The sequence below is a fragment of the Streptomyces sp. 1-11 genome (assembly GCF_007176755.1).
In the GTDB taxonomy this organism is placed as follows: domain Bacteria; phylum Actinomycetota; class Actinomycetes; order Streptomycetales; family Streptomycetaceae; genus Streptomyces.
On the sequence record NZ_BJTV01000011.1, the window covers coordinates 112456 to 133756 of the forward strand.

Below are 21301 nucleotides of genomic sequence, written 5' to 3' on the forward strand. Positions count from 1 at the left end.
CCGTCCTCGGGGACGGGGGCACCGGCGGTGTCGTGGCGCAGGGGTCAGGTCACGTCGTCGTAGCCGTTGACCCGCTCCGTGCTCGTCTGCTCGGGCAGCGCCCGGGCGGCCGGGACGGGCTCGACCTCGCCGATGTCCTCGGGGGTGAGATCCAGCTCGGACGCCTCGTCGTCGCCGGGTCCCGCGGCCTCGCGGCGGGCCCGCCGCGAGTCGTTGATCAGCGCGATCGCCACGGCGATGAAGTACAGCCCCCAGATCGGCGCCGCCAGCGCCAGCATCGTCATCGGGTCGGGGCTGGGCGTGGCCACGGCCGCGAAGGCGGTGATGCCGACGACCATGCCCCGCCACCAGCCCAGCATGCGCCGGCCGGACAGGACACCGGTGAGGTTGAGCATGACCAGCAGCAACGGCATCTCGAAGGCGAGGCCGAAGACGACGATCATGCGGGTGACCAGGTCCAGCAGGTCGTCCAGCGGCAGCAGGTTCTCGGCGCCGGACGGCGTGAGGTCGATCATCACCCGGGCGGTGGTCGGCAGCACGTTGAACGCGAGGTAGCCGCCGCCGAGGAACAGGGGGAAGCCGAAACCGACGAACGCGTAGGCGTACTTCTTCTCGTTGCGGTGCAGGCCCGGCGCGACGAACGCCCACAGCTGGTAGAGCCAGATCGGCGACGCGAACACGACGCCGGCCATCAGGGCGACCTTCAGCGCCAGGGTGAACGGCGCCAGCAGGCCGCTGACGGTGATGTGCGCGCAGTGGACGTTCTTGGCCGCGGCCAGCTCACCGAAGGACTGGTGGCAACCGATCTCGTCGAGCACCGGCTCGGTGACGAAGTTGATGATGTCCCTGTAGAAGAACGCCGCCACGATCGTGACGACGACGATCGCCAGGACACCCTTCGCGAGCCGGTTGCGCAGCTCACGCAAGTGATCCGCGAGCGGCATCCGCCCCTCGGGATCCCTCTCCTTCTTGCGGGCGGACTTGAGCAACCCACATCCTCATCTCGTGCAGCGGACCGGACGCCCCCGGTCCTCGCGTCAGCGCTTGGTCGTGTCCGTGGGCTCGTTGACCGGCCGGGAGCTGGTCACGTCACCGGGGGCGGCCTGGATCGTGCGCTGCGCCGCAGCGGGGTCCTCGGTGGACTGGGCGGTGCCGGCGTCGGACTGCTTGCCGTCGTCCTTCATCGCCTTGGCCTCGCTCTTGAGGATGCGCGCGGACTTGCCGAGCGAGCGGGCCATGTCGGGAAGCTTCTTGGATCCGAAGACGAGGACGATCACCAGTACGAGGAGCAGCAGGTGCCACGGCTCAAGTCCGTTGCGGAACATAGTTCTTCACCTTCTCACCGAGGCGGGTGGGTGTCCGACCGGTCGGACACGGGTCTGACCATCGTGCTGGCAGCGATCGTAACGCCCGGGAGTGAACGCGGAACAATCCCCTTGCGTATTTCTCTGCCGCGGACCGTGCCTCGCTCACCGGGCCGCGACCAGCAGCGTACCTGGCCCGACCCGGGCCATGACAGGGCGAAGCGGCCCACACCGTACAAGGGTGCGGAACTCACAACGTGTCCACGGCGCGGGCCGCGCTCACCGCCGCGCGCTCCAGGTCCTCGGCGGCCCGGTTGATGCGGCGCGCGGAGTCGGCGACCTGCTGTCCGAGGCGCCGGGCCGCCAGGAAGACCCGCACGGCGAGCACCCCCAGCACGGCGAGTGACACGAATCCCACGGCTACCGCGAACATCGGCCAGAACATGACCTCGACCTTAGACGGTCCTACACCGCGGAGTGCAGCCGCAGGGTGCGGACGCCGCCGCCGGTGAGCAGTTCCACGATCCGCTCCCCCGCGGGCTTGCGCACCGAGGCGCCGCAGTCGGGACAGGTGAAGGAGTAGAAGGTGGTCCGGCTGGTGGCGCCTATGGCCAGGCGCAGGGCGCCCGCGGCGAGCTCGAAGCGGCCCCGGCAGTCCGGGCAGCCGGCCCGGAACACCACCGGCACGGCCCGTCTCATGCCGGCGAACGCGGACGCCACGGTCATCTGGGCGCCGGCCTCCCCCGCTTCCCTCGTGGCTCGGCCCGCACCGGACACCAAAGGCTCGCTCAACGCTTCAGCTCCTGCCTGTCGTCACGCCGGTCGGCACCGCCGCCGCGCACCGGCGGGGTGTGCGTGTCGTACGCCGCCAGCGCCTCGCGGGCCGCCCGGCGGGCGCTGTCGGCCAGCTCGGGCGGCGAGACGATCCGGCCGTCGCGGCCCAGGCGCAGGGCCAGCCGTCTCAGCGAGGCCGGATCGGGGGTGCGCAGAGTGATACGCAGCCCGCCGTCGGGAAGCTCATCGGCGCTGTCGTGCGGGTAGTACTCGGCCACCCAGCGGCCGCCGGGGCCGACCTCGATGACCACTTCCGGGTCCTCGGCGGCGGGTTGCACCAGCGCCTCGGACAGGTCCCGCAGTTCCATCTCGGGCGGCGCGGACGGCTCGTCCAGGATCCTGATCTCGGCGACCCGGTCCAGCCGGAAGGTGCGGCGCGCCTCGGAGCGGCGGCACCAGGCCTCGACGTAGGTGTGGCCGACGCTGACCAGGCGGATGGGGTCGATCTCCCGCTCGGTGATCTCGTCGCGCGCGGGCGAGTAGTAGCGGATCCACAGCCGGCGGCGCTCGGAGATCGCCCGGTCGACGTCGGCGAAGACCCCGCCCTCGGACTCGAAGGTCACCGAGAGCCGGGCGCTGGCGCCGGCCGCCTCGCCGGCCGCCGTCTCCACCTTGGCCGTCGCCCGCAGCAGCGCCTGCCGGTCGCTCTCGCGCAGGCCGGGCAGCGTGGACACGGCGCGGGCCGCCACCAGCAGCGCCGTGGCCTCGTCGGCGGCGAGCCGCAGCGGCTCGGCCGCCTCCTCGCCGAGCGCGGCCGGGTTGTGCCACCAGATGCGCTCGCCGTCGGTGTCGATGTCCAGCAGGTCGCCGCCGCGGAAGCTGGTGCCGCACATGGGCAGCAGGTCGAGGTCGGAGACCAGCTCGTCCTCGGTGATGCCGAAGGCGCGCGCCACGTCGGCGATCCGGGCGCCGGGGCGCTCCCTGAGGTAGGTGACCAGGGAGAGCATCCGCCGGGTCTGGTCGATGGCGTTCACGGGCCTGACCGGTTTGCCTGCCATGGTTGTGCTCCGCTCCCCCTCAGCCCTTGGCCACGGCACGCAGCCGGTCGACCACGTCAGCGCGCAGCTCGGCCGGCTCCACGACCACCGCGTCCGGCCCGAACTCCACCAGCCAGGCGTCCAGCCCGTGCCCGTACGGAATCTCCAACTCGTCCCAGCCGTCGCCGAGTTCCCGCACCGCGGTGGCCTTCGCCCGAAGCGGGTAGCCGGAGCCGGAGCGCAGCCGGATCAGCGCCGAGCGGTCGGCGATCTCGCCGGCCCAGCTCGCGACGGTCTCGCGCACGGTGACCACGTCGGGCACGGGCGCGGTGAAGCCGGTGCCGCGGGAGCGCACCCGGCCGGTGATCCGGGACAGCCGGAAGACGCGTTCGGCGCCCCGGTCCCGGTCGAAGCCGGCCAGGTACCAGTGGCCGCGCCAGCACTCCAGCGCCCACGGCTCGACATGCCGGGGCTCGGGGCGGGCGGCGGAGGCCTTGCGGTAGTCGAAGACGACCGGGCGGCGGTCGCGGCAGGCCAGCATCAGCGGCTCGAAGGCCGCCTCGTGCACGGGGATGCGCGGCTCCAGGGCGCCGTGCGCCTCGTAGGGGTCGACGTCCTCGGGGAGCCCGGCGGCGCGCAGCTTCTGCAGGGCGCCGCTGGCCGCGCCGGCCAGCCGGGCCTGCTGCCAGACCTTGGCGGCCAGGCCCAGGGCGGCGGCCTCCTCGGCGTCCAGGGTGATGGGCGGCAGGCGGTTGCTGTCGCGGCGGGCGAGGTAGCCCACCTCGCCGTCGAGGTTCTCCACGGTCTCGATGACCAGGCCCAGCTCGCGCAGGTCGTCCTTGTCCCGCTCGAACATGCGGTTGAAGGAGTCGTCGCTGCCCGCCGCGCCCCGCTCCGGCCTCGCGGCCTCGACGTACGCCTCGATGGAGTCGCGCAGCTCGCGCTTGCTGAGCGGCCGGCGTGTGCCGAGCAGGCACAGCGCGAGGTTCATCAGCCGCTCTGCCTTGGCAATGGCCATCGACGCCCTTCGCCTTCCCTCATGTGCTTCCGACCGTTGACCGTACCGTCCCGGAGGGTCGGGGCAAAAGCCGGATCGGGATGCGGAGCCGTCTCTGAACAGGGGCGGTCACGCGAGAAGGGCCCGTGCGGAGCGCACGGGCCCTTCTGCGACCGGGTCCGGTCAGCGCTTGGCGACGCCCACGAGGTCGCAGACGAAGATCAGCGTCTCGCCCGGGGCGATCCGGCCGCCGGCGCCGCGGTCGCCGTACGCGAGGTGCGCGGGGATGGTCAGCTGGCGGCGGCCGCCGACCTTCATGCCCTGCACGCCCTTGTCCCAGCCCTGGATGACCTGGCCGACGCCGAGCTGGAAGTCCAGCGGGGTGCCGCGGTTCCAGGAGGCGTCGAACTCCTCGCCGGAGGAGAACGCGACGCCCACGTAGTGGACCTTGACGATGTCGCCCGCCGCGGCGACCTCGCCGTCCCCTTCCCAGATGTCCTTGATCTCCAGGTCGGCCGGGGGCTCGCCGCCCGGGAAGTCGATCTCGGGCTTCTCGATGCTCACGTCAAAAGCTCCTGCTTGTGTACGACACGAAACATGGACAGTCTGTCATCCCCGCAGGTCTGCCGCCCGCCAGCGCGCCCGGTGCGGGGACCGGTCACATGGCGGCGAGGATGTCCACCGAGAAGACCAGCGTGGCGCCCTTCTTGATGCCGCTGCCGCTCGGCGGGGTGTCGCCGTAGCCCAGATCCGGCGGTACGACGACCAGGACCCGGCTGCCCACCTTCTTGCCGGTCAGTCCCTGCGACAGCCCCTTGACGACCTGCTGCATCTGCTCCAGCGAGAACTGGCTGAGCCGCCCGGAGTCGTACGTCTGCTGGAACGCCTTGTCGCTGCCCCAGACCACGCCCTTGAACTGGCACAGCACCGCCTGGTCCGCCTTGACCTCGGGGCCGTCGCCCTCCAGGACGTAGGCGGTGGCCAGCTTCTCCGGCGGGGTGTCCTGCTTGGCCGGCTTGATATCGGGCGCCTTGCCGTCGGTGTTGGTGCCGACCGTGGGCAGCGCGGCGTCGTTCTGCGGGACGGGCTTGCCGTGGGCGGAGCTCTTGGAGTTGAAGGAGTCGATCAGGTCGATGACGAAGACCAGGGTGTCGGTGCCCTTGATGCCCGCCTGCGCGTTGCCCGACGTGCCGTAGCCCCAGGTGGGCGGGACGGCGATCAGCACCCGGCTGCCGGTCTTCTTGCCCTGCAGGGCGTACCGCCAGCCGTCGATGAGGCTGCCCTGGGAGAGCTGCATGACCAGCGGCCGGTGGCGGTCGTAGGAGTTGTCGAAGACCTTCGCCGTGCTCCAGATCTGGCCCAGGTAGTTCGCCTGGACGAAGTCGTTCTCGGCGACCGTGCGGCCGCTGCCCGCGATGACCGTCTTGACGGCGAGGTCCTTCGACGGGTCGCCCGGCCCCTTGGCGACGGTCGGCTTCTCACCGAACCCGGTGCCCGCCGTGATCGCCGGCAGCGGCCCCTCCACGATCTTGGGCGGGGGCACGGAGGACGCCGAGCCCGACGGTGTCGGTGTCGGTGACGCGCCTGCCTTGCTGGACTCGGACTTGCCGTCGCCGCACCCGGCGAGCGTGACCAGTCCTGCGGGTACGGCGGCGAGGAGGAGTGAGCGTCGGCGCACGGGGAGGGCCTCGTAATCGATCGGTCTTGCGGATTGGCGTGCGCGCAACTCTACGACGCGAGGCGGGCGCCGTACGGGAAACGTACGGCGCCCGTGTGGCGTTCCGGCATTTCTGCGCGGTGACGCTTGACTCGCGTGCGGGTGTCACATTCCGGCGATGAGCTTCTCCACCCGGTCGTCCACCGAACGGAATGGGTCCTTGCACAACACGGTGCGCTGTGCCTGGTCGTTGAGCTTGAGGTGGACCCAGTCGACCGTGAAGTCCCGGCGCTGTTCCTGTGCCCGGCGGATGAAGTCGCCGCGCAGGCGGGCCCGAGTGGTCTGCGGGGGCACCGACTTGCCCTCGAAGATCTTCAAATCGTTGCAGATCCTGGCGGCTTGGCCCTTTTTCTCCAGCAGGTAGTACAGGCCCCGGCGACGGTGGATGTCGTGATAGGCGAGGTCTATCTGGGCGACCCGCGGGTGCGACATGGTCATGTTGTGCTTGGCCCGGTACCGCTCGATGAGCTTGTACTTCATGACCCAGTCGATCTCGGTGCCGATGCGGTCAAGTTCCTCGGTCTCGATCGCGTCGAGGGTGCGGCCCCACAGCTCCAGGACCTGCGCGACGGTGCCGGTGCGGATGCCGCGGCGGTCGCAGAAGTCGACGGCCTTGTCGAAGTACTCGCGCTGCACCTCCAGCGCGGAGGCCTCCCGGCCGCTGGCCAGGCGCACCTTGCGCCGGCCGGTGATGTCGTGGCTGACCTCGCGGATCGCCCGGATCGGGTTCTCCAGGGTGAGGTCGCGCATCACGGTGCCCGCCTCGATCATGCGCAGCACCAGGTCGGTGGCGCCGACCTTGAGCAGCATGGTCGTCTCGGACATGTTCGAGTCGCCGACGATGACGTGCAGCCGGCGGTAGCGCTCCGCGTCCGCGTGCGGTTCGTCGCGGGTGTTGATGATGGGCCGGGAGCGGGTCGTCGCCGAGGAGACGCCCTCCCAGATGTGCTCGGCGCGCTGGCTGACGCAGTACACCGCGCCGCGCGGGGTCTGCAGGACCTTGCCCGCGCCGCACAGCAGCTGCCTGGTCACCAGGAAGGGGATGAGGATGTCCGCGAGCCGGGAGAACTCCCCGTGCCGGGCCACCAGATAGTTCTCGTGGCAGCCGTAGGAGTTGCCCGCCGAGTCGGTGTTGTTCTTGAAGAGGTAGACGTCGCCCGCGATTCCCTCCTCGTGCAGGCGTCGTTCCGCGTCCACCAGGAGTCCTTCGAGAATGCGCTCTCCGGCCTTGTCGTGGGTGACCAGTTCGGTCACGTTGTCGCATTCGGGTGTGGCGTATTCCGGATGCGAACCCACGTCGAGATAGAGCCGGGCGCCGTTTCGCAGAAAGACATTGCTGCTGCGGCCCCATGACACGACACGGCGGAAGAGGTACCGCGCCACCTCGTCAGGAGACAGGCGGCGCTGTCCCCTGAACGTGCACGTGACGCCGTACTCGTTCTCCAGCCCGAAAATGCGGCGGTCCATGACTGAACATTACGCCCGATCCCCCGAGCTGAAACGGGGTTCGGCAGCACGATTTGGATCATTTTCCGATGAAGCCGCAACAACCCCGCTCCGCACGGGAGCTGCGAGGACCCGCCCGGTGGCGAGCAGGACCAGCAGGGACACGGCCCCCGCGGCGCCGGGAACGGCGTATCCCCACAGCGCGCCGCCGGCCTGGACCACCGGGCCCGCCAGGCCCGTTCCCACCGACGCGCCCACGGTGAACGTCGTGACGAGCCAGGAGAACGCCTCGGTGACGGTGCCGCTCGGCGCGTGCCGGTCGACGATGATGAAGGCGCAGGCGATGCAGGGGGCGAGGAACACCCCGGAGACCATGCTGAGCAGCACCATGGCGGCGGCGCCCGGCATCAGCGTCAGCGGCAGGTAACAGACCGCCAGAAGGGCGACCAGCACCCGCAGTCGCCGCTCGGGCGGGCCGCTCCAGGCGCGCGCGCCGTACACGGTGCCCCCGATGAGCGCGCCGAGGCCGAGAGCGGCCATCAGCCAGCCGTACACCGCGTCGCCGCCGTGCTCGTCGGCGTACGGCACCGAGGCCACGGTGATGGAACCGAGGGCGATGCCGACGAACAGGAACGCGCCGAGCAGCACGAGCAGGCCGGGCGAGCGCAGGGCGCCCAGCCAGTGCGCCTCGCGCGGCGCCGAGCGCCACGCGCGCGAGGGCGGCGAGAGGACGACGCAGAGGGCGCCGAGGACGCCGAGGACGTTGAGCACCAGCAGCGCGGCCCGCTCCGACCACAGCGACACGCACAGCGTGACCAGCAGGGGGCCCACGGTGAACATGACCTCCTGGGCGACGGCGTCCATGGCGTACGCGGTGTGCACCTGCTCCTCGCGGCGCAGCACCGAGGGCCACAGGGCCCGCAGGCCGCCCTCCAGCGGCGGGGTGAACAGGCCGGCCGCGGCCACGGCGGCGCAGGCGAGCGGCAGCGTCGCGGTGCCGCTGAACGCGAAGACGGTCATCGCCAGCGCCGACGCCACCGCAGCGGGGAGCTGGACGCGCGGCTGGCCGTACAGGTCCACCAGGCGGCCCAGCACCGGCTGGCCGACGGCGTTGGCGACGCCGTAGACGGCCGCGAGGGCGCCCGCCAGGCCGTACGTGCCGCCCTCGGCGCGGACGAACAGCACCAGCGCGATGGCGGCCGTCGCGTTGGGCAGCCGGCCCACCAGGGTGCCGGCCAGCAGCCGGGCCGCGTGTCTCGCCCTGAGGATCTCCAGGTATCCCGCGGCCATGTCCCGCCTCCAAGTGTTACGTATAACCCCGCCCGTCATACGTACCATGTGCGCTGTTCACCCGTCCACACGACCGGACGTGGACCGGCGGGCCGCCAAGCCCGACGGGCACACGGCCGCCAGAACAGGAGCACCCCCGCGGTGGCACGCAGCAGCACCCGCCCGACCAGCCGTGACGTCGCACAGGCGGCCGGCGTCTCCCAGGCGGCCGTCTCCCTCGTGCTCGGCGACAAATGGCGCGGCCGGGTCTCCGAGGCCACCGCCGACCGGGTCCGGGAGGCCGCCCGCGACCTCGGTTACCGGCCCAACCTCGCCGCCCGCAACCTCCGCCTGGGCCGCACCCGCACCGTCCTGCTCGTCGTCCCCGCCCTCACCACCGAGTTCTTCGCCGGCGTCTACACCGGCGCCGCCCGCGTCGCCGCCCGGCACGGCTTCGGCGTCGTGCTGTACCCCTCCCCCGAGGGCATCGGCCCCGCCCGCGACCCCTTCGCCTCCGCACAGTCCGCCCTGGACGGCGTCATCGCCTCCTCCATGGCCGCCGACGCCCTCACCGCCATCCGCGGCGACCAGCTCCCCCTCGTCATGCTCGACAGCGACCCCGGCGGCAGCCCCGGCGCCGCCACCGTCAACCTCGACATCGCCGACGGCGTACGGCAGGTCGCCGCGCACCTGCTCGCCCTCGGCCACCGCCGCTTCCTGCACCTCGCCGCCGACGTCCCCTCCTGGACCTTCGAGGCGCGCGCCAGGGAACTCGCCGCCCGCCTCGCCGCCGCACCCGGCACGGAACTGCGCACGGCCGCGGCGCCCATCTCCATCGACGGCGCCCGCACCGCCACCGAGGCGGCCATGGCCGCCCCCGGCCCCCGCCCCACCGCCGTCGTCTGCGACGACGACAAACTGGCCGCCGGCGCCTACAAGGCCCTGCGCCGCCTCGGCCTGCGCGTCCCCGACGACGTGTCCGTCACCGGCCTGGACGACCTCGCCCTCGCCACCGCCCTCGACCCCGAACTCACCACCGTCCGCCTCGACGCCGAACTGTTCGGGCAACGCGGCATGGAAGCCCTCCTCGCCGTCCTCGACGGCCGCGAACCCGCCCGGGACGACATCCCCGTCGAACTCGTCGTACGCGGCTCCACGGCCCCCGCACCGCCCGCCTAGGGTCTGTCCGACGATTCCCGCCGGGCCCTAGACGGCGTCCGGCAGCAGACGGCCCACCGTCTCCTCCAGCCGCGGCAGCACCCGCTGCCCCGCCAGCGCCACCGCGATCCCCGCCACCACACCGGCCCACCCCACCGGCCCCAGCGGAGTGCAGCCCACCGCCCGGCTCACCCCGGGCACCTGGATCAGCGCGACCAGCGCCACCGCCGAACCCAGCGACGTCACCCGCACCAGCGGACTGTCCCGGCGGTCCAGCAACGTCTGCGCGAGCTGGGTGCCGACCACCCCGCACAACGCCATCGTGCTCGACCGGCGCGCCGTACCCGGCGTGAAACGACCGATCAGCCACGCCGTCACCGCACCCAGACACGTCGTCAGCGCCCGGTGCCGGATCTGCCGGATCAACGGCTCCCCCAGCACACCGCCCGTCACGTCCTCCGGCGACCGCGGCCGCCCCGCCCCCTCCGCCCCGGCCTTCGGCGTCACCGCCACCGCCATCGCCGGGAACAGATCCGTGAACAGGTTCACCAGCAGCATCTGCCGCGTCGACAACGGCGCCCGGCCCGACACCAGCGTGCCCAGCAGACCGAAACCCACCTCACCCGCATTGCCGCCTATCAGGATCGCGATCGCGTCCGCCACGCTGTGCCACAGCGCACGCCCCTCGACCACCGCGTCGATCAGCACCGTCAGATCGTCGTCCGTCAGCACGATGTCCGCGGCGTTGCGCGCCGCCGCCGAACCCCGGGCATTGATGCCCACACCGATGTCCGCCGCACGGATCGCCGCCGCGTCGTTCGCACCGTCGCCCACCATCCCCACCACCCGGCCCGCATCCCGCAGCGCCTCCACCACCTGCAGCTTCTGCTCCGGCGCCACCCGCGCCACCACACCCGCGTCCCGCAGCATCCGCGCCCGCCCCGAACGGTCCGCCGCACCCAGCTCCTCCCCCGTCACCACCACCGGCTCCTCCGGCCACCCCAGCTCCCGGGCGATCGCCCGCGCCGTCTGCGGATGGTCCCCGGTCAGCATCACCGGCCGCACACCCGCCTCGTACAGACCCCGCACCAACGCCGTCGACGTCTCCCGCGGCACGTCCGAGAACGCCAGCAGACCCGTGAAATCCAGCTCCCGCAGCGCCCCCTCCAACGCCCCGGCCGCCCCCTCGCCCTCCACCAGCCGGCGCCCGGCCACCGCCAGCACCCGCAGCCCGTCACCCGCCAGCACATGCGCCCCGTCCCACGCGTGCGACGGCAGATCCCGGCAGGCCGGCAGCACCGTCTCCGGAGCACCCTTCACCACCAGCACCCGGACACCGTCGGCCGTCCGGCCGACCGCCGCCGCATACCCGCGAGCGGCCTCGAACGGCAGCCCCTCCAACTGCGTCCACCCCGGATCGTCCCCGGCCGCGTCCAGCACCGCCTCGTCCGTCGCGTGCACCACCCGCTGCGAACCGCCGTTCGACCGCGGACACGCACGCGCCGCCGCCCGCACCGTCTCCTCCGCCGCCCCCTCGCCCGCGCCCCGCACCAGGCCACCCGCGTCCCACACCCGCACCAGCCGCAGCCGGTTCTCCGTCAACGTGCCCGTCTTGTCGAAACACACCGTGTCCATCCGCCCCAGCGCCTCCAGCGTGCGCGGCGTCCGCACCAGCACCCCGCCACGGCTCAGCCGCCGCGCCGCCGCCAACTGCGCCACCGTCGCCACCAGCGGCAACCCCTCCGGCACCGCCGCCACGGCCACCGCCACCCCACCGCTCACCGCGTCCCGCACCGGCGTCCCCCGCAGCAACGCCAGCCCCGACACCGCCGCCCCGCCCCCCAGCGTCCACGGCAGCGCCCGGCGCGTCAGCTCCTGCAGCCTCGCCTGCACCCCACCCGCCGGCGGCGTCCGAGCCGCCAGATGAACCGCCCGCGCCGCCTCCGTACGGTCACCGGTGTCCACCACCACCGCACGGCCCTGCCCCGCCACCACCGTCGTCCCCTCGAACACCATGCACCGCCGGTCCGCCACCACGGCATGCGGCGTCCGGTCCGTCTGCTTCTGCACCGGCAGCGACTCCCCCGTCAACGCCGACTCGTCGACCTCCAGACCCTCCTCCCACAACAACCGGGCATCCGCCGGCACCACGTCGTCCCCGGCCAGCTCGATCACATCACCCGGCCGCAGACCACCCGCGTCCACCGTGCGCGTACCACCCGCCGGCGCCTCCTCCCGCGCCGGCGCCACCCGCGCCTTGCGCTTCTGATCCGCCAGCAGCCCCGACAGAGCCCGCTCCGCACGCAACCGCTGCACCCCACCCACCAGCGCGTTCAGATCCAGCGCACCCACCACCAGCAGAGCGTCCACCACCGAACCCAAAATCGCCGACGCCGCCGAACCCACCGCCAGCACCGGAGTCAACGGATCATGCAGCTCACCACTGACCGCCCGGCCCAGCCGCACCCCCCAACGCAACGGAGCCACCGCCGGATGCCCGGCCACCGCGCCCGCGGCACCACGCACCCCGGCCACCACCCGGCCCGCCCCGCCCACCTCAGCGGCCGGCTCCCGACCCAGCCGCTCCCGCGCCTCCTCAGCGCCCAGCTCATGCCAGTGCACCCGCGGACGCGGATGCGGAGCCGACGCCACCGCCACCGCCAAACCCGACCGCACCCCCGACAACAGCGCCCCCGCCGCCGCCGCGTCCACCGGCACATGCCGCACCCCCGGCAGCAACGCAAACCGCCCACGCACCCGCCGCGACTCCCCCACCGCCACCAGCAGCCCCGACAACGCAGCCCCCGACCGCGCCAGCGTCTGCGACCGCCCGCCCACCGCACGCGCCACCGGAACCGCCCTCAGCAGCCGCCACACATCCGGCAGCCCCTGCCGGGCCAGCACATCCGCACCCCACACCACCGCCCCGTCCCCGTCCACCAGAGCCACCGCCAGATCACTGGCACACAACCCCGCCAGCACCCCGCCCTCGTCCGCCGAACCCAGCCGGGCGACCGTGATCACCGCCCCCTCGTCACCCCGCATCTCACACACCACGTCATCCAGCGGCCGCCGCGCGTCCACCACCACATCCGCCAGACCCGCGAAATCCTCCAGCACCGGATCGTCCACCACCACGACCCGCAGCCCCGCCCGCCGCGCCGCGTCCAGCACCGGCTCCGTCCACGCGTCCGCCGACCCGTCCGCCGCCCGCAGCGCACTCGGATGCAGCACCACCGTCCCCGCCAGCTCCAACTGCCGCAACCGCTCCGGCGCCCGCACCAGCACTCCCACCCGCGCCAGCGCACCACCCAGCACCGCGTGAAAAGCCGCCGGACCGTACCGCGCCGCCTTCGGCGAACCCGCCAGCACCGCCTCCGCCGCCTCACCCACGTCATGCTTCAGCAACAACGTCACCAGCGCGCCGATCACACTCCCCGCCGCCGCGTGAGCCGCGTACTCCTGCGCCGGAGTCGACCGCAACTCCGGCCGCTCCCACGCCCCGCCCCCCACACTCACCCGCTCCGGAGCGCACAACTCGTCATGCACCGCGTCGAACGCCGCGATCCCGGCCACCGCCTCCGCCAGCTGACACACCCGCAACGCCCCGTCCAGCACCAGCGAAGCCGGAGTCTGCCCCGCCCCGTGCGCCACCGCGTTCGCACCCGCCAGCACCAGATCCATCCCCGGCCCGCCCAGCCGGCGCCGCAGCACCGCACGCACCCGCGGGTTCTCCCGCACGAACGTCACCGCCGCCGTCACCGTCCGCGGCGACGGCGGCAACCGCCACGCATACGCCGCGAACGCCGCACCCGCACCCACCACATCCGCCGCGAGCGCCGCCGCCGCCACCCGCACCGCCACCGGATCCGCCGGATGCGACAACTCCTCCGGATCACCACCCAGCTCCAGACCGTGCCGCGCCGCCACATCCGCCACATGGTCCAGCACCCGATCCGACAACTCCTCCTCCGACACCCTCACCACCAGACGCGCCAGCCCCTCGTCCCAGTAGGCCAGCAGCACATCGGGATGCTCCGCCACCACCGCGGCCACCCGCCGCCCCAACCGCGCCAGCCCACGCCGCGCCGCCTCGTCGTCCACCGGCCGCAACGCCACATGCTGCCGCGCCCCCGCACGCCACCGCCCCGCACCACCCGGCAGCGCGTTCCCCGCCACCCGGGCCACCCGCACCGCCGCATCCGCGCCCCGCACCCCCGCACGCGCCGTCCCCGCCACCGCCCCCGCCGCCACACCCACCGCCGGAACGGCCACCCGCGCCAGCAACCGCGGCGCCGCCGGCACCAGCCGGGCCGCGGCCGCCGGAACCGTCAGCAAGGAGAACGTCATCGCACTCCCTCAGCGCGTCGTACGGTCCGGCCGCGCCGTGGGCCCGAGCGGCCCACCGTGCAGAGCGTGACCAGCCGGACCCCCAGACCCCGCGGCCTCCCCGTGCGGCTGCCCCGCCCGCTCCCCGGCGGGCGCCGTCCGGTGCGTCGCCGCCCACGCCATCGCCTCGTCGTCCGGCTCGACCGGCACCGGCTCCTCCGGCACATCCGCCACATCCGCACGCTCCAGCGGCTCACCGTCCTCCACCGGCTCACCGAGCCCCCGCCCCGCCCCCGCCGCCACCTGCCCGGCGACCACACCACCGGGCCGCGGCTGCGTCAGCCACGCCACCGCGGCACCCGTCAACGCCACCGGCCACTCCACCACCCCGGCCACCCCCAGCACCCCGGCCCCCGTATACACCGCCAGCCGACGGCTCCTCGGCGACACCGCGCCCACCTTGTTCAGCGCGCCCTCCGCGGCCCTGCTCACCATCCCGGCACCGGGCAACCGCCCCAGCACCGAGGCCGCACCCCGCACCGGTGCGGTGAGAACCGAGGACGACCTCTGCTCCGCCATGACTCCTCCACCTCCGCACAGTCCCGCCGTGCCCCTCCGAGTGCCCCGGCCGAGACCGTCATCCCACAGGAAAACGGGCGAAACGACGCCCACACCTCCAGGTTCCGGTCCCCCGGCGCGCACCGCACCCGGAACGACACCCGGCCCGCCCCACAACGCACCGCGCCCCGGCCGGAACGGCCGGGGCGCGACAGGGAAACGACAGGGAAAGGGGCGCGGCGAAACCGCCCCGGACGGACTACTCCTCGTCCTCCACAGAGCTCTCCGCCTCCGTGGCCGCACCGTCCGCCTCCAGCAGACGCCCCAGCTGACGGCCCACGATCCGCTTGAACTTGCGCTGCTGCGGCCGCGTACGGTCCAGCACCGCCACCTCGAGCCGCTCCGCCGGAATCTCCCGCTCACTGCCATTGGTGTCACGCGACAGCGCCTGCACGGCCAGCTTCAGCGCCTCCGCCAACGACATGCCGTCACGATGACGCTGATCCAGGAAACCACTGATCTGCTCCGCGTTGCCGCCCACCGCGACCGAGCCGTGCTCGTCCACGATCGAACCGTCATGCGGCAGCCGGTAGATCTGATCCCCCTCCGGCGTCGCCCCGACCTCGGCCACGACCAGCTCCACCTCGTACGGCTTCTCCGCCGCCGAAGAGAAGATCGTGCCCAGCGTCTGCGCGTACACGTTCGCCAGACCCCGGGCCGTCACGTCGTCCCGGTCATAGGTGTACCCACGCAGATCCGCGTACCGCACACCGCCGATCCGCAGGTTCTCGTACTCGTTGTACTTGCCGGCGGCCGCGAAACCGATCCGGTCGTAGATCTCGCTGAACTTGTGCAGCGCACGGGACGGGTTCTCGCCGACGAACACGATGCCATCGGCATACTGCATGACCACCAGACTGCGGCCACGCGCGATCCCCTTGCGGGCGTACTCCGCCCGGTCGGCCATCGCCTGCTGGGGTGAGACATAGAACGGCGTCGACACCGGTTATCCGTCCCTTTCTGTCATGGTCACTGGATCACCTCGAAAACAGCCCGGCCACGCTCAGAGCAGAGCGGCCTTCGGACCGTCCGGCTCCTCCAGCCGCCGCTGGAGCACCGCACGCGACAGCTCCGAAGCCTCGTCCTCGGTGAGCCGGCGGAAACCGTCCTCGGTGATCACGGTGATGATCGGATAGATCCGGCGGGCGACATCGGGACCACCGGTCGCCGAGTCGTCGTCGGCCGCGTCGTACAGAGCCTGCACCACCAGCGTCGTGGCCTGCTCCTCCGACAGGTCGTCCCGGAACAGCTTCTTCATCGCACCACGCGCGAAGATCGAGCCCGAACCCGTCGCCGCGAAGTTGTGCTCCTCGGAACGCCCGCCCGTCACGTCGTACGAGAAGATCCGCCCACGCTCCCGGTCCAGGTCGTACCCGGCGAACAGCGGCACCACGGCCAGCCCCTGCATCGCCATGCCGAGGTTGGAACGGATCATCGTCGACAGCCGGTTCGCCTTGCCCTCCAGCGACAGCTGCGCGCCCTCGACCTTCTCGAAGTGCTCCAGCTCGAGCTGGAAGAGCTTCACCATCTCCACGGCGAGACCGGCGGTGCCGGCGATGCCGACGGCCGAGTACTCGTCCGCCGGGAACACCTTCTCGATGTCCCGCTGGGCGATCACATTGCCCATGGTGGCCCTGCGGTCACCGGCGAGCACGACACCACCGGGGAAGGTCACGGCCACGATCGTCGTCCCGTGCGGCGCCTCGATCACACCCTGGGTGGGCGGGAGCTGCCGCTTGCCGGGCAGCAGCTCGGGCTGGTGATCGGAGAGGAAGTCCATGAAGGAGGAGGATCCTGGCGTCAGGAAGGCAGCTGGTAGACGCCCGGTGCTACGAGTGTTGGCTTCCACGCGTTTCCTTCCACGTATGCAGCAGCCCGCCTTATGACCTCGGGCTGATCCTTGAACTGCCCCAGTGCGGCATTGCAGCTGAAGCACAGTACGCCACGGACCCTACCCGTCTCATGGCAGTGATCCACATGTGCGGGCGGGGCTTCCAGGCAAATCGCACACAGACCTCGCTGGGAGGCGATCATCGCGTCACGCTCGGCCTCGGTGAGGCCGTAGTTGCGCTTCAGGTACTGCGTTCTCCCCTTCGCGGCCTTACACGCCTTGCAGAGGGTCGCCAAGCCGTCCGAGGCGCTGCGATTCCGGGTCCACTCGCCGTGGGGCTTGATCTCCCCGCACGTACGGCAGAACTTGTGCCCTGGCGGCACAGCGACCCTCGGCCGGACATTGCGCCCTTTGGCTACCTGGCGCTCTTGGTGGTACTCGGCGGCGCACGCTCTGCAGTAGGCCTGCAGCCCGTCACGCATCGCCTTGTTCCGCGCGAACGTTGCCCGCGGTTTGTCTCGCTTGCACCGCGAGCAACGCTTCGCGCTTTCTCCGCTCTCCAACCCCGACTCCCCCGTCACCTTCGATTCGAAGGCGATTTGCGCTTACTGCCCACCCTTTTGAACGAAGGAGCGCACGAAATCCTCTGCGTTCTCCTCGAGGACGTCGTCGATCTCGTCCAGGACGGAGTCCACGTCGTCGCTCAGCTTCTCGTGCCGTTCCTTGAGGTCCTCGGAGCCCTGCGCGTCCTGCGCCTGCTCCTCGACCTCCTCGGTGGAGCGCGTAGCCTTCTGCTGGCCGCCGCCGGTGTCCTTGGTTGCCATATCCCTCACCCCGCTCAGTTCGCCCGACATGGTCGACGGGTCGGCATTCCTGCCGATCGGTGATGATCAGACCCTACAAGCCGGGTCCGACATCGGCCCCGCAGTTTCGACAACGTGCGGGGGCCATCTCGATGATTCCCGGACGGCGGGGTTTCCACCCCGGCCGCCCGGACCGGTCCGAGTACCCCGCTGGTCACGCTCAGCCGCCCGACAACACCCTGACCAGGTCTTCCGCCGTGCGGCAGCGGTCCAGCAGCTCCTTGACGTGATTTCGCGTTCCGCGAAGCGGTTCGAGGGTTGGGACGCGCTGCAGCGAGTCCCGGCCGGGCAGGTCGAAGATGACCGAGTCCCAGCTCGCCGCGGCCACGTCGTCGGCGTACTGCTCCAGGCAGCGGCCGCGGAAGTAGGCGCGGGTGTCCTCAGGAGGCGTCGTGCGGGCCCGCTCGACCTCGGCCTCGTCCAGGAGGCGCTTCATGCGGCCGCGGGCCGCCAGGCGGTTGTACAGCCCCTTCTCGGCGCGCACGTCGGCGTACTGGAGGTCGAGGAGGTGCAGCTTGGCGGCGTCCCAGTCGAGGCCGTCGCGGCGGCGGTAGCCCTCCATGAGTTCGCGCTTGGCGACCCAGTCGAGTTCGCCGGCCAGGCTCATCGGGTCGTTCTCGAGCCGGTTGAGGGTGTCCTCCCAGCGGGAGAGGACGTCCTTGGTCTGGTCGTCGGCGTCGGCGCCGAAGCGTTCCTCGACGTACTTGCGGGACAGTTCGTAGTACTCCATCTGGAGCTGTACCGCGGTGAGTGTGCGGCCGCTGCGGAGGGTGATGAGGCGCTGCAGGCCGGGGTCGTGGGAGACCTGGTGGAGGGTCCGTACGGGCTGGTCGACGGCCAGGTCGACCGCGATGAAGCCGTCCTCGATCATGGACAGGACCAGGGAGGTCGTGCCCAGTTTGAGGTAGGTCGAGATCTCGGAGAGGTTGGCGTCGCCGATGATGACGTGCAGGCGGCGGTACTTCTCCGCGTCGGCGTGCGGTTCGTCGCGGGTGTTGATGATGGGCCGCTTCAGCGTGGTCTCCAGGCCGACCTCGACCTCGAAGTAGTCGGCGCGCTGGCTGAGCTGGAAGCCGTGTTCGTGGCCGTCCTGGCCGATGCCGACGCGGCCGGCGCCGGTGACCACCTGGCGGGAGACGAAGAAGGGCGTCAGGTGGCGCACGATGTCCGAGAACGGGGTTTCCCGCTTCATCAGGTAGTTCTCGTGCGTGCCGTAGGAGGCGCCCTTGTTGTCGGTGTTGTTCTTGTAGAGGTGGATGGGCTGGGCGCCGGGGAGCTGTGCGGCGCGTTCGGCGGCCTCGGCCATGATGCGTTCGCCGGCCTTGTCCCAGAGGACGGCGTCGCGGGGGTTGGTGACTTCGGGGGCGCTGTATTCGGGGTGGGCGTGGTCGACGTAGAGGCGCGCACCGTTGGTGAGGATGACGTTGGCGAGGCCGATGTCCTCGTCGGTGAGCTGGCTGGCGTCGGCGGCCTCGCGGGCGAGGTCGAAGCCTCGGGCGTCCCGCAGCGGGTTTTCCTCCTCGAAGTCCCAGCGGGCCCGGCGGGCCCGGTGCATCGCCGCGGCGTAGGCGTTGACGATCTGGGATGAGGTGAGCATGGCATTGGCGTTGGGGTGGCCGGGGACGGAGATGCCGTACTCCGTCTCGATGCCCATTACTCGCCGTACGGTCATGCGGCCCTCCTTGCCCGGCGGCACCCTCGGTCGTGGGTGGCGCTCGCGTACCGCCGGCGCTCCGGTGCGTGTGCGGTGCCCGTCCCCGCATTGTGCGACTCGGCGGTAGGAAAGAGCCTAGAACGCCTTTGCGCTGGTGGGGAGATCATTTGCGTCATTGGCTGCTCCGGTCGTGGCCGGAAAAGCAGTCGGCTGCGGGTACCCGTGGTGGGCACCCGCAGCCGCCCTTGTCCTACAGGTACTGACCGGTGTTCGCCACTGTGTCGATGGAGCGTCCGGTGTCGGCGCCCTGCTTTCCGGTGATGAGGGTGCGGATGTAGACGATCCGTTCGCCCTTCTTTCCGGAGATGCGGGCCCAGTCGTCCGGGTTGGTGGTGTTGGGCAGGTCCTCGTTCTCCTTGAACTCGTCCACGCAGGCCTGGAGGATGTGGGAGACGCGGAGGCCCTTCTGGTTCTTGTCCAGGAAGTCCTTGATCGCCATTTTCTTGGCGCGGCCGACGATGTTCTCGATCATGGCGCCGGAGTTGAAGTCCTTGAAATAGAGGACTTCCTTGTCTCCGTTGGCGTAGGTGACTTCCAGGAAGCGGTTCTCCTCGGATTCGGCGTACATGTGCTCGACCGCCGTCTGGATCATGCTCTGGACGGTGGTGGCCTTGTCGCCCTCGTGCTCGCCGAGGTCGTCCGCGTGGAGCGGGAGGCGCTCGGTGAGGTACTTGCCGAAGATGTCCTTGGCGGCCTCCGCGTCGGGCCGCTCGATCTTGATCTTCACGTCGAGGCGGCCGGGACGCAGGATGGCGGGGTCGATCATGTCCTCGCGGTTGGAGGCGCCGATGACGACCACGTTCTGCAGGCCTTCCACGCCGTCGATCTCGGCGAGGAGCTGCGGGACGATGGTGTTCTCCACGTCGGAGCTGACGCCGGAGCCGCGGGTGCGGAAGAGGGATTCCATCTCGTCGAAGAAGACGATGACGGGGGTGCCCTCGCTGGCCTTCTCGCGGGCTCGCTGGAAGACGAGGCGGATCTGCCGCTCGGTCTCGCCGACGTACTTGTTGAGGAGCTCGGGGCCCTTGATGTTGAGGAAGAAGCTCTTGCCGGCGGCCTGTCCGGTGACCTCGGCCACCTTTTTGGCGAGCGAGTTGGCGACGGCCTTGGCGATGAGCGTCTTGCCGCATCCGGGCGGTCCGTAGAGCAGGACGCCCTTGGGCGGGCGCAGCTCGTGCTCCTTGAAGAGGTCGGGGTAGAGGTAGGGCAGCTCGACGGCGTCGCGGATGGCCTCGATCTGGTTGCCGAGGCCACCGATCTGCTCGTAGCCGATGTCGGGGACCTCTTCGAGGACGAGTTCCTCGACCTCGCTCTTGGGGACGACCTCGTAGACGTAGCCGGAGCGGGGTTCGAGCAGGAGTGCGTCGCCGGGGCGGATGGTGACGTCGAGGAGGGGTTCGGCGAGCCGGACCACTCGTTCTTCGTCGGTGTGCCCCAGGACGAGGGCGCGCTCGCCGTCCTCGAGGATCTCCTTGAGGGTGACGATGTCGCCGACGCGCTCGAACTCCATGGCGTCGACCACGTTGAGCGCCTCGTTGAGCATGACTTCCTGGCCGCGCCTGAGGTCGTCGAGTTCGACGCTGGGGCTGACGTTCACGCGGAGTTTGCGGCCTCCGGTGAAGATGTCGGCGGTGCCGTCCTCGTTGGCCTGCAGGAAGACTCCGAAGCCGGCGGGCGGCTGGGCGAGCCGGTCGACTTCCTCCTTGAGGGCCACGATCTGGTCGCGGGCCTCGCGGAGTGTGTTGGCCAGGCGCTCGTTCTGGGCGGAGACGCCGGCCAGGTTGGTCTGCAGTTCGACGATCCGCTCTTCGAGAATTCTCGTGTGCCGCGGAGAGTCGGCGAGCTTGCGTCGCAGGACGGCGATCTCCTGCTCAAGGTAGGCGATCTGTCCGGCGGGGTCGTCGGACCCTCGTCCCGGGCGGATGCCGCGGTTCATGTCGTCGTCGTGGGCTGCCACGGTCCTCACCTCCTCCAAGGGGAGCTGGACGCTTCCAGACCCTACCTGGGTGGGTGTCGATTGAAACCCCTAGATCACAAAGACTGTCAAGGTGTGTCGTCGGTCACCCGGTGCGCTCCCTCTCGCACGGAGGGGATACCCACTGAACGTGATGCGGAAGCCGCTTGTTCCTGGTCGGTGGCGGTCAATACCCGGCGTGTGTGGCCGGAGTTGTCCGTTCCGGGCCGGTCGGCCGGTTCGCGGGCACGTTTCGGGGCACTCGCGCGGTCATCACGCAGAGCGACGGT

19 protein-coding genes are annotated in these 21301 nt (G+C 71.3%); 1 reads left to right on the forward strand and 18 read right to left on the reverse strand.

Annotation, left to right across the window (positions count from 1 at the left end):
- Positions 1-44: 44 nt before the first annotated feature.
- From tatC to TNCT1_RS23400, 10 genes are all read right to left on the reverse strand, one after another.
- Positions 45-989, reverse strand: coding sequence for a twin-arginine translocase subunit TatC (tatC, locus tag TNCT1_RS23355; protein ID WP_174266416.1), 945 nt, complete (start codon positions 987-989; stop codon positions 45-47).
- Positions 990-1037: 48 nt separating this feature from the next.
- On the reverse strand, positions 1038-1325 hold the full coding sequence (gene tatA, locus TNCT1_RS23360; protein WP_143635343.1) for a Sec-independent protein translocase subunit TatA: 288 nt from the start codon (positions 1323-1325) through the stop codon (positions 1038-1040).
- Positions 1326-1554: 229 nt separating this feature from the next.
- Positions 1555-1749, reverse strand: a complete 195-nt coding sequence (locus tag TNCT1_RS23365; protein WP_143635345.1) for a hypothetical protein — start codon at positions 1747-1749, stop codon at positions 1555-1557.
- A 20-nt stretch (positions 1750-1769) separates the two neighbouring features.
- Entirely contained in the window at positions 1770-2030 is a 261-nt protein-coding gene (locus TNCT1_RS23370; RefSeq protein ID WP_143635679.1) for a hypothetical protein, read from the reverse strand.
- Between the two features lie 62 nt (positions 2031-2092).
- On the reverse strand, positions 2093-3136 hold the full coding sequence (locus TNCT1_RS23375; protein ID WP_143635347.1) for a YafY family protein: 1044 nt from the start codon (positions 3134-3136) through the stop codon (positions 2093-2095).
- Between the two features lie 19 nt (positions 3137-3155).
- A complete protein-coding gene (locus tag TNCT1_RS23380) occupies positions 3156-4133 on the reverse strand; it encodes a YafY family protein (protein ID WP_143635349.1) in 978 nt (325 codons plus the stop codon).
- A 162-nt stretch (positions 4134-4295) separates the two neighbouring features.
- Positions 4296-4676, reverse strand: a complete 381-nt coding sequence (locus tag TNCT1_RS23385; protein WP_143635351.1) for an FKBP-type peptidyl-prolyl cis-trans isomerase — start codon at positions 4674-4676, stop codon at positions 4296-4298.
- 94 nt (positions 4677-4770) lie between these two features.
- Positions 4771-5790 (reverse strand): FKBP-type peptidyl-prolyl cis-trans isomerase, encoded by a 1020-nt coding sequence (locus tag TNCT1_RS23390; protein ID WP_143635353.1) that lies wholly within the window; start codon positions 5788-5790, stop codon positions 4771-4773.
- A gap of 144 nt (positions 5791-5934) precedes the next feature.
- Positions 5935-7296: a Pup--protein ligase gene (gene pafA / locus TNCT1_RS23395; protein WP_073899688.1), complete on the reverse strand. Its 1362-nt coding sequence runs from the start codon at positions 7294-7296 to the stop codon at positions 5935-5937.
- A gap of 9 nt (positions 7297-7305) precedes the next feature.
- Entirely contained in the window at positions 7306-8565 is a 1260-nt protein-coding gene (locus tag TNCT1_RS23400) for an MFS transporter (RefSeq protein WP_143635355.1), read from the reverse strand.
- A 141-nt stretch (positions 8566-8706) separates the two neighbouring features.
- Here TNCT1_RS23400 and TNCT1_RS23405 point away from each other — a divergent pair, with 141 nt between their 5' ends.
- Positions 8707-9723, forward strand: a complete 1017-nt coding sequence (locus tag TNCT1_RS23405) for a LacI family DNA-binding transcriptional regulator (RefSeq protein WP_143635357.1) — start codon at positions 8707-8709, stop codon at positions 9721-9723.
- Positions 9724-9750: 27 nt separating this feature from the next.
- Here the strand turns inward: TNCT1_RS23405 and TNCT1_RS23410 are convergent, their stop codons facing one another.
- The 8 genes from TNCT1_RS23410 to arc form a co-directional block, all read right to left on the reverse strand.
- Entirely contained in the window at positions 9751-14052 is a 4302-nt protein-coding gene (locus TNCT1_RS23410; protein ID WP_143635359.1) for a cation-translocating P-type ATPase, read from the reverse strand.
- A 9-nt stretch (positions 14053-14061) separates the two neighbouring features.
- Positions 14062-14610 carry a hypothetical protein gene (locus tag TNCT1_RS36405; RefSeq protein ID WP_235902851.1) on the reverse strand — a complete coding sequence of 183 codons (549 nt, stop codon included), beginning with the start codon at positions 14608-14610 and terminating at the stop codon, positions 14062-14064.
- A 238-nt stretch (positions 14611-14848) separates the two neighbouring features.
- A complete protein-coding gene (prcA, locus tag TNCT1_RS23420; protein WP_143635361.1) occupies positions 14849-15592 on the reverse strand; it encodes a proteasome subunit alpha in 744 nt (247 codons plus the stop codon).
- Between the two features lie 60 nt (positions 15593-15652).
- Positions 15653-16498: a proteasome subunit beta gene (gene prcB, locus TNCT1_RS23425; RefSeq protein WP_143635363.1), complete on the reverse strand. Its 846-nt coding sequence runs from the start codon at positions 16496-16498 to the stop codon at positions 15653-15655.
- Positions 16450-16962 carry an endonuclease VII domain-containing protein gene (locus tag TNCT1_RS23430; RefSeq protein WP_143635366.1) on the reverse strand — a complete coding sequence of 171 codons (513 nt, stop codon included), beginning with the start codon at positions 16960-16962 and terminating at the stop codon, positions 16450-16452. Before TNCT1_RS23430 ends, prcB begins: the two co-directional genes overlap by 49 nt.
- 123 nt (positions 16963-17085) lie before the next feature.
- On the reverse strand, positions 17086-17304 hold the full coding sequence (locus tag TNCT1_RS23435) for a ubiquitin-like protein Pup (RefSeq protein WP_058079921.1): 219 nt from the start codon (positions 17302-17304) through the stop codon (positions 17086-17088).
- Between the two features lie 199 nt (positions 17305-17503).
- A complete protein-coding gene (gene dop, locus TNCT1_RS23440) occupies positions 17504-19015 on the reverse strand; it encodes a depupylase/deamidase Dop (RefSeq protein WP_360666340.1) in 1512 nt (503 codons plus the stop codon).
- Positions 19016-19247: 232 nt separating this feature from the next.
- Entirely contained in the window at positions 19248-21014 is a 1767-nt protein-coding gene (gene arc, locus TNCT1_RS23445; RefSeq protein ID WP_143635368.1) for a proteasome ATPase, read from the reverse strand.
- Positions 21015-21301 lie beyond the last annotated feature (287 nt).

Excerpts from the sequence above, each read along its gene's own strand:
- TNCT1_RS23375 (WP_143635347.1), bottom strand. The coding sequence starts at position 3,136 with ATGGCAGGCAAACCGGTCAGGCCCGTGAACGCCATCGACCAGACCCGG.
- TNCT1_RS23370 (WP_143635679.1), bottom strand. The coding sequence starts at position 2,030 with ATGACCGTGGCGTCCGCGTTCGCCGGCATGAGACGGGCCGTGCCGGTG.
- TNCT1_RS23365 (WP_143635345.1), bottom strand. The coding sequence starts at position 1,749 with ATGTTCTGGCCGATGTTCGCGGTAGCCGTGGGATTCGTGTCACTCGCC.
- TNCT1_RS36405 (WP_235902851.1), bottom strand. The coding sequence starts at position 14,610 with ATGGCGGAGCAGAGGTCGTCCTCGGTTCTCACCGCACCGGTGCGGGGT.
- dop (WP_360666340.1), bottom strand. The coding sequence starts at position 19,015 with ATGACCGTACGGCGAGTAATGGGCATCGAGACGGAGTACGGCATCTCC.
- pafA (WP_073899688.1), bottom strand. The coding sequence starts at position 7,296 with ATGGACCGCCGCATTTTCGGGCTGGAGAACGAGTACGGCGTCACGTGC.
- TNCT1_RS23410 (WP_143635359.1), bottom strand. The coding sequence starts at position 14,052 with ATGACGTTCTCCTTGCTGACGGTTCCGGCGGCCGCGGCCCGGCTGGTG.
- TNCT1_RS23430 (WP_143635366.1), bottom strand. The coding sequence starts at position 16,962 with ATGCGTGACGGGCTGCAGGCCTACTGCAGAGCGTGCGCCGCCGAGTAC.
- TNCT1_RS23400 (WP_143635355.1), bottom strand. The coding sequence starts at position 8,565 with ATGGCCGCGGGATACCTGGAGATCCTCAGGGCGAGACACGCGGCCCGG.
- tatA (WP_143635343.1), bottom strand. The coding sequence starts at position 1,325 with ATGTTCCGCAACGGACTTGAGCCGTGGCACCTGCTGCTCCTCGTACTG.
- TNCT1_RS23435 (WP_058079921.1), bottom strand. The coding sequence starts at position 17,304 with ATGGCAACCAAGGACACCGGCGGCGGCCAGCAGAAGGCTACGCGCTCC.
- TNCT1_RS23380 (WP_143635349.1), bottom strand. The coding sequence starts at position 4,133 with ATGGCCATTGCCAAGGCAGAGCGGCTGATGAACCTCGCGCTGTGCCTG.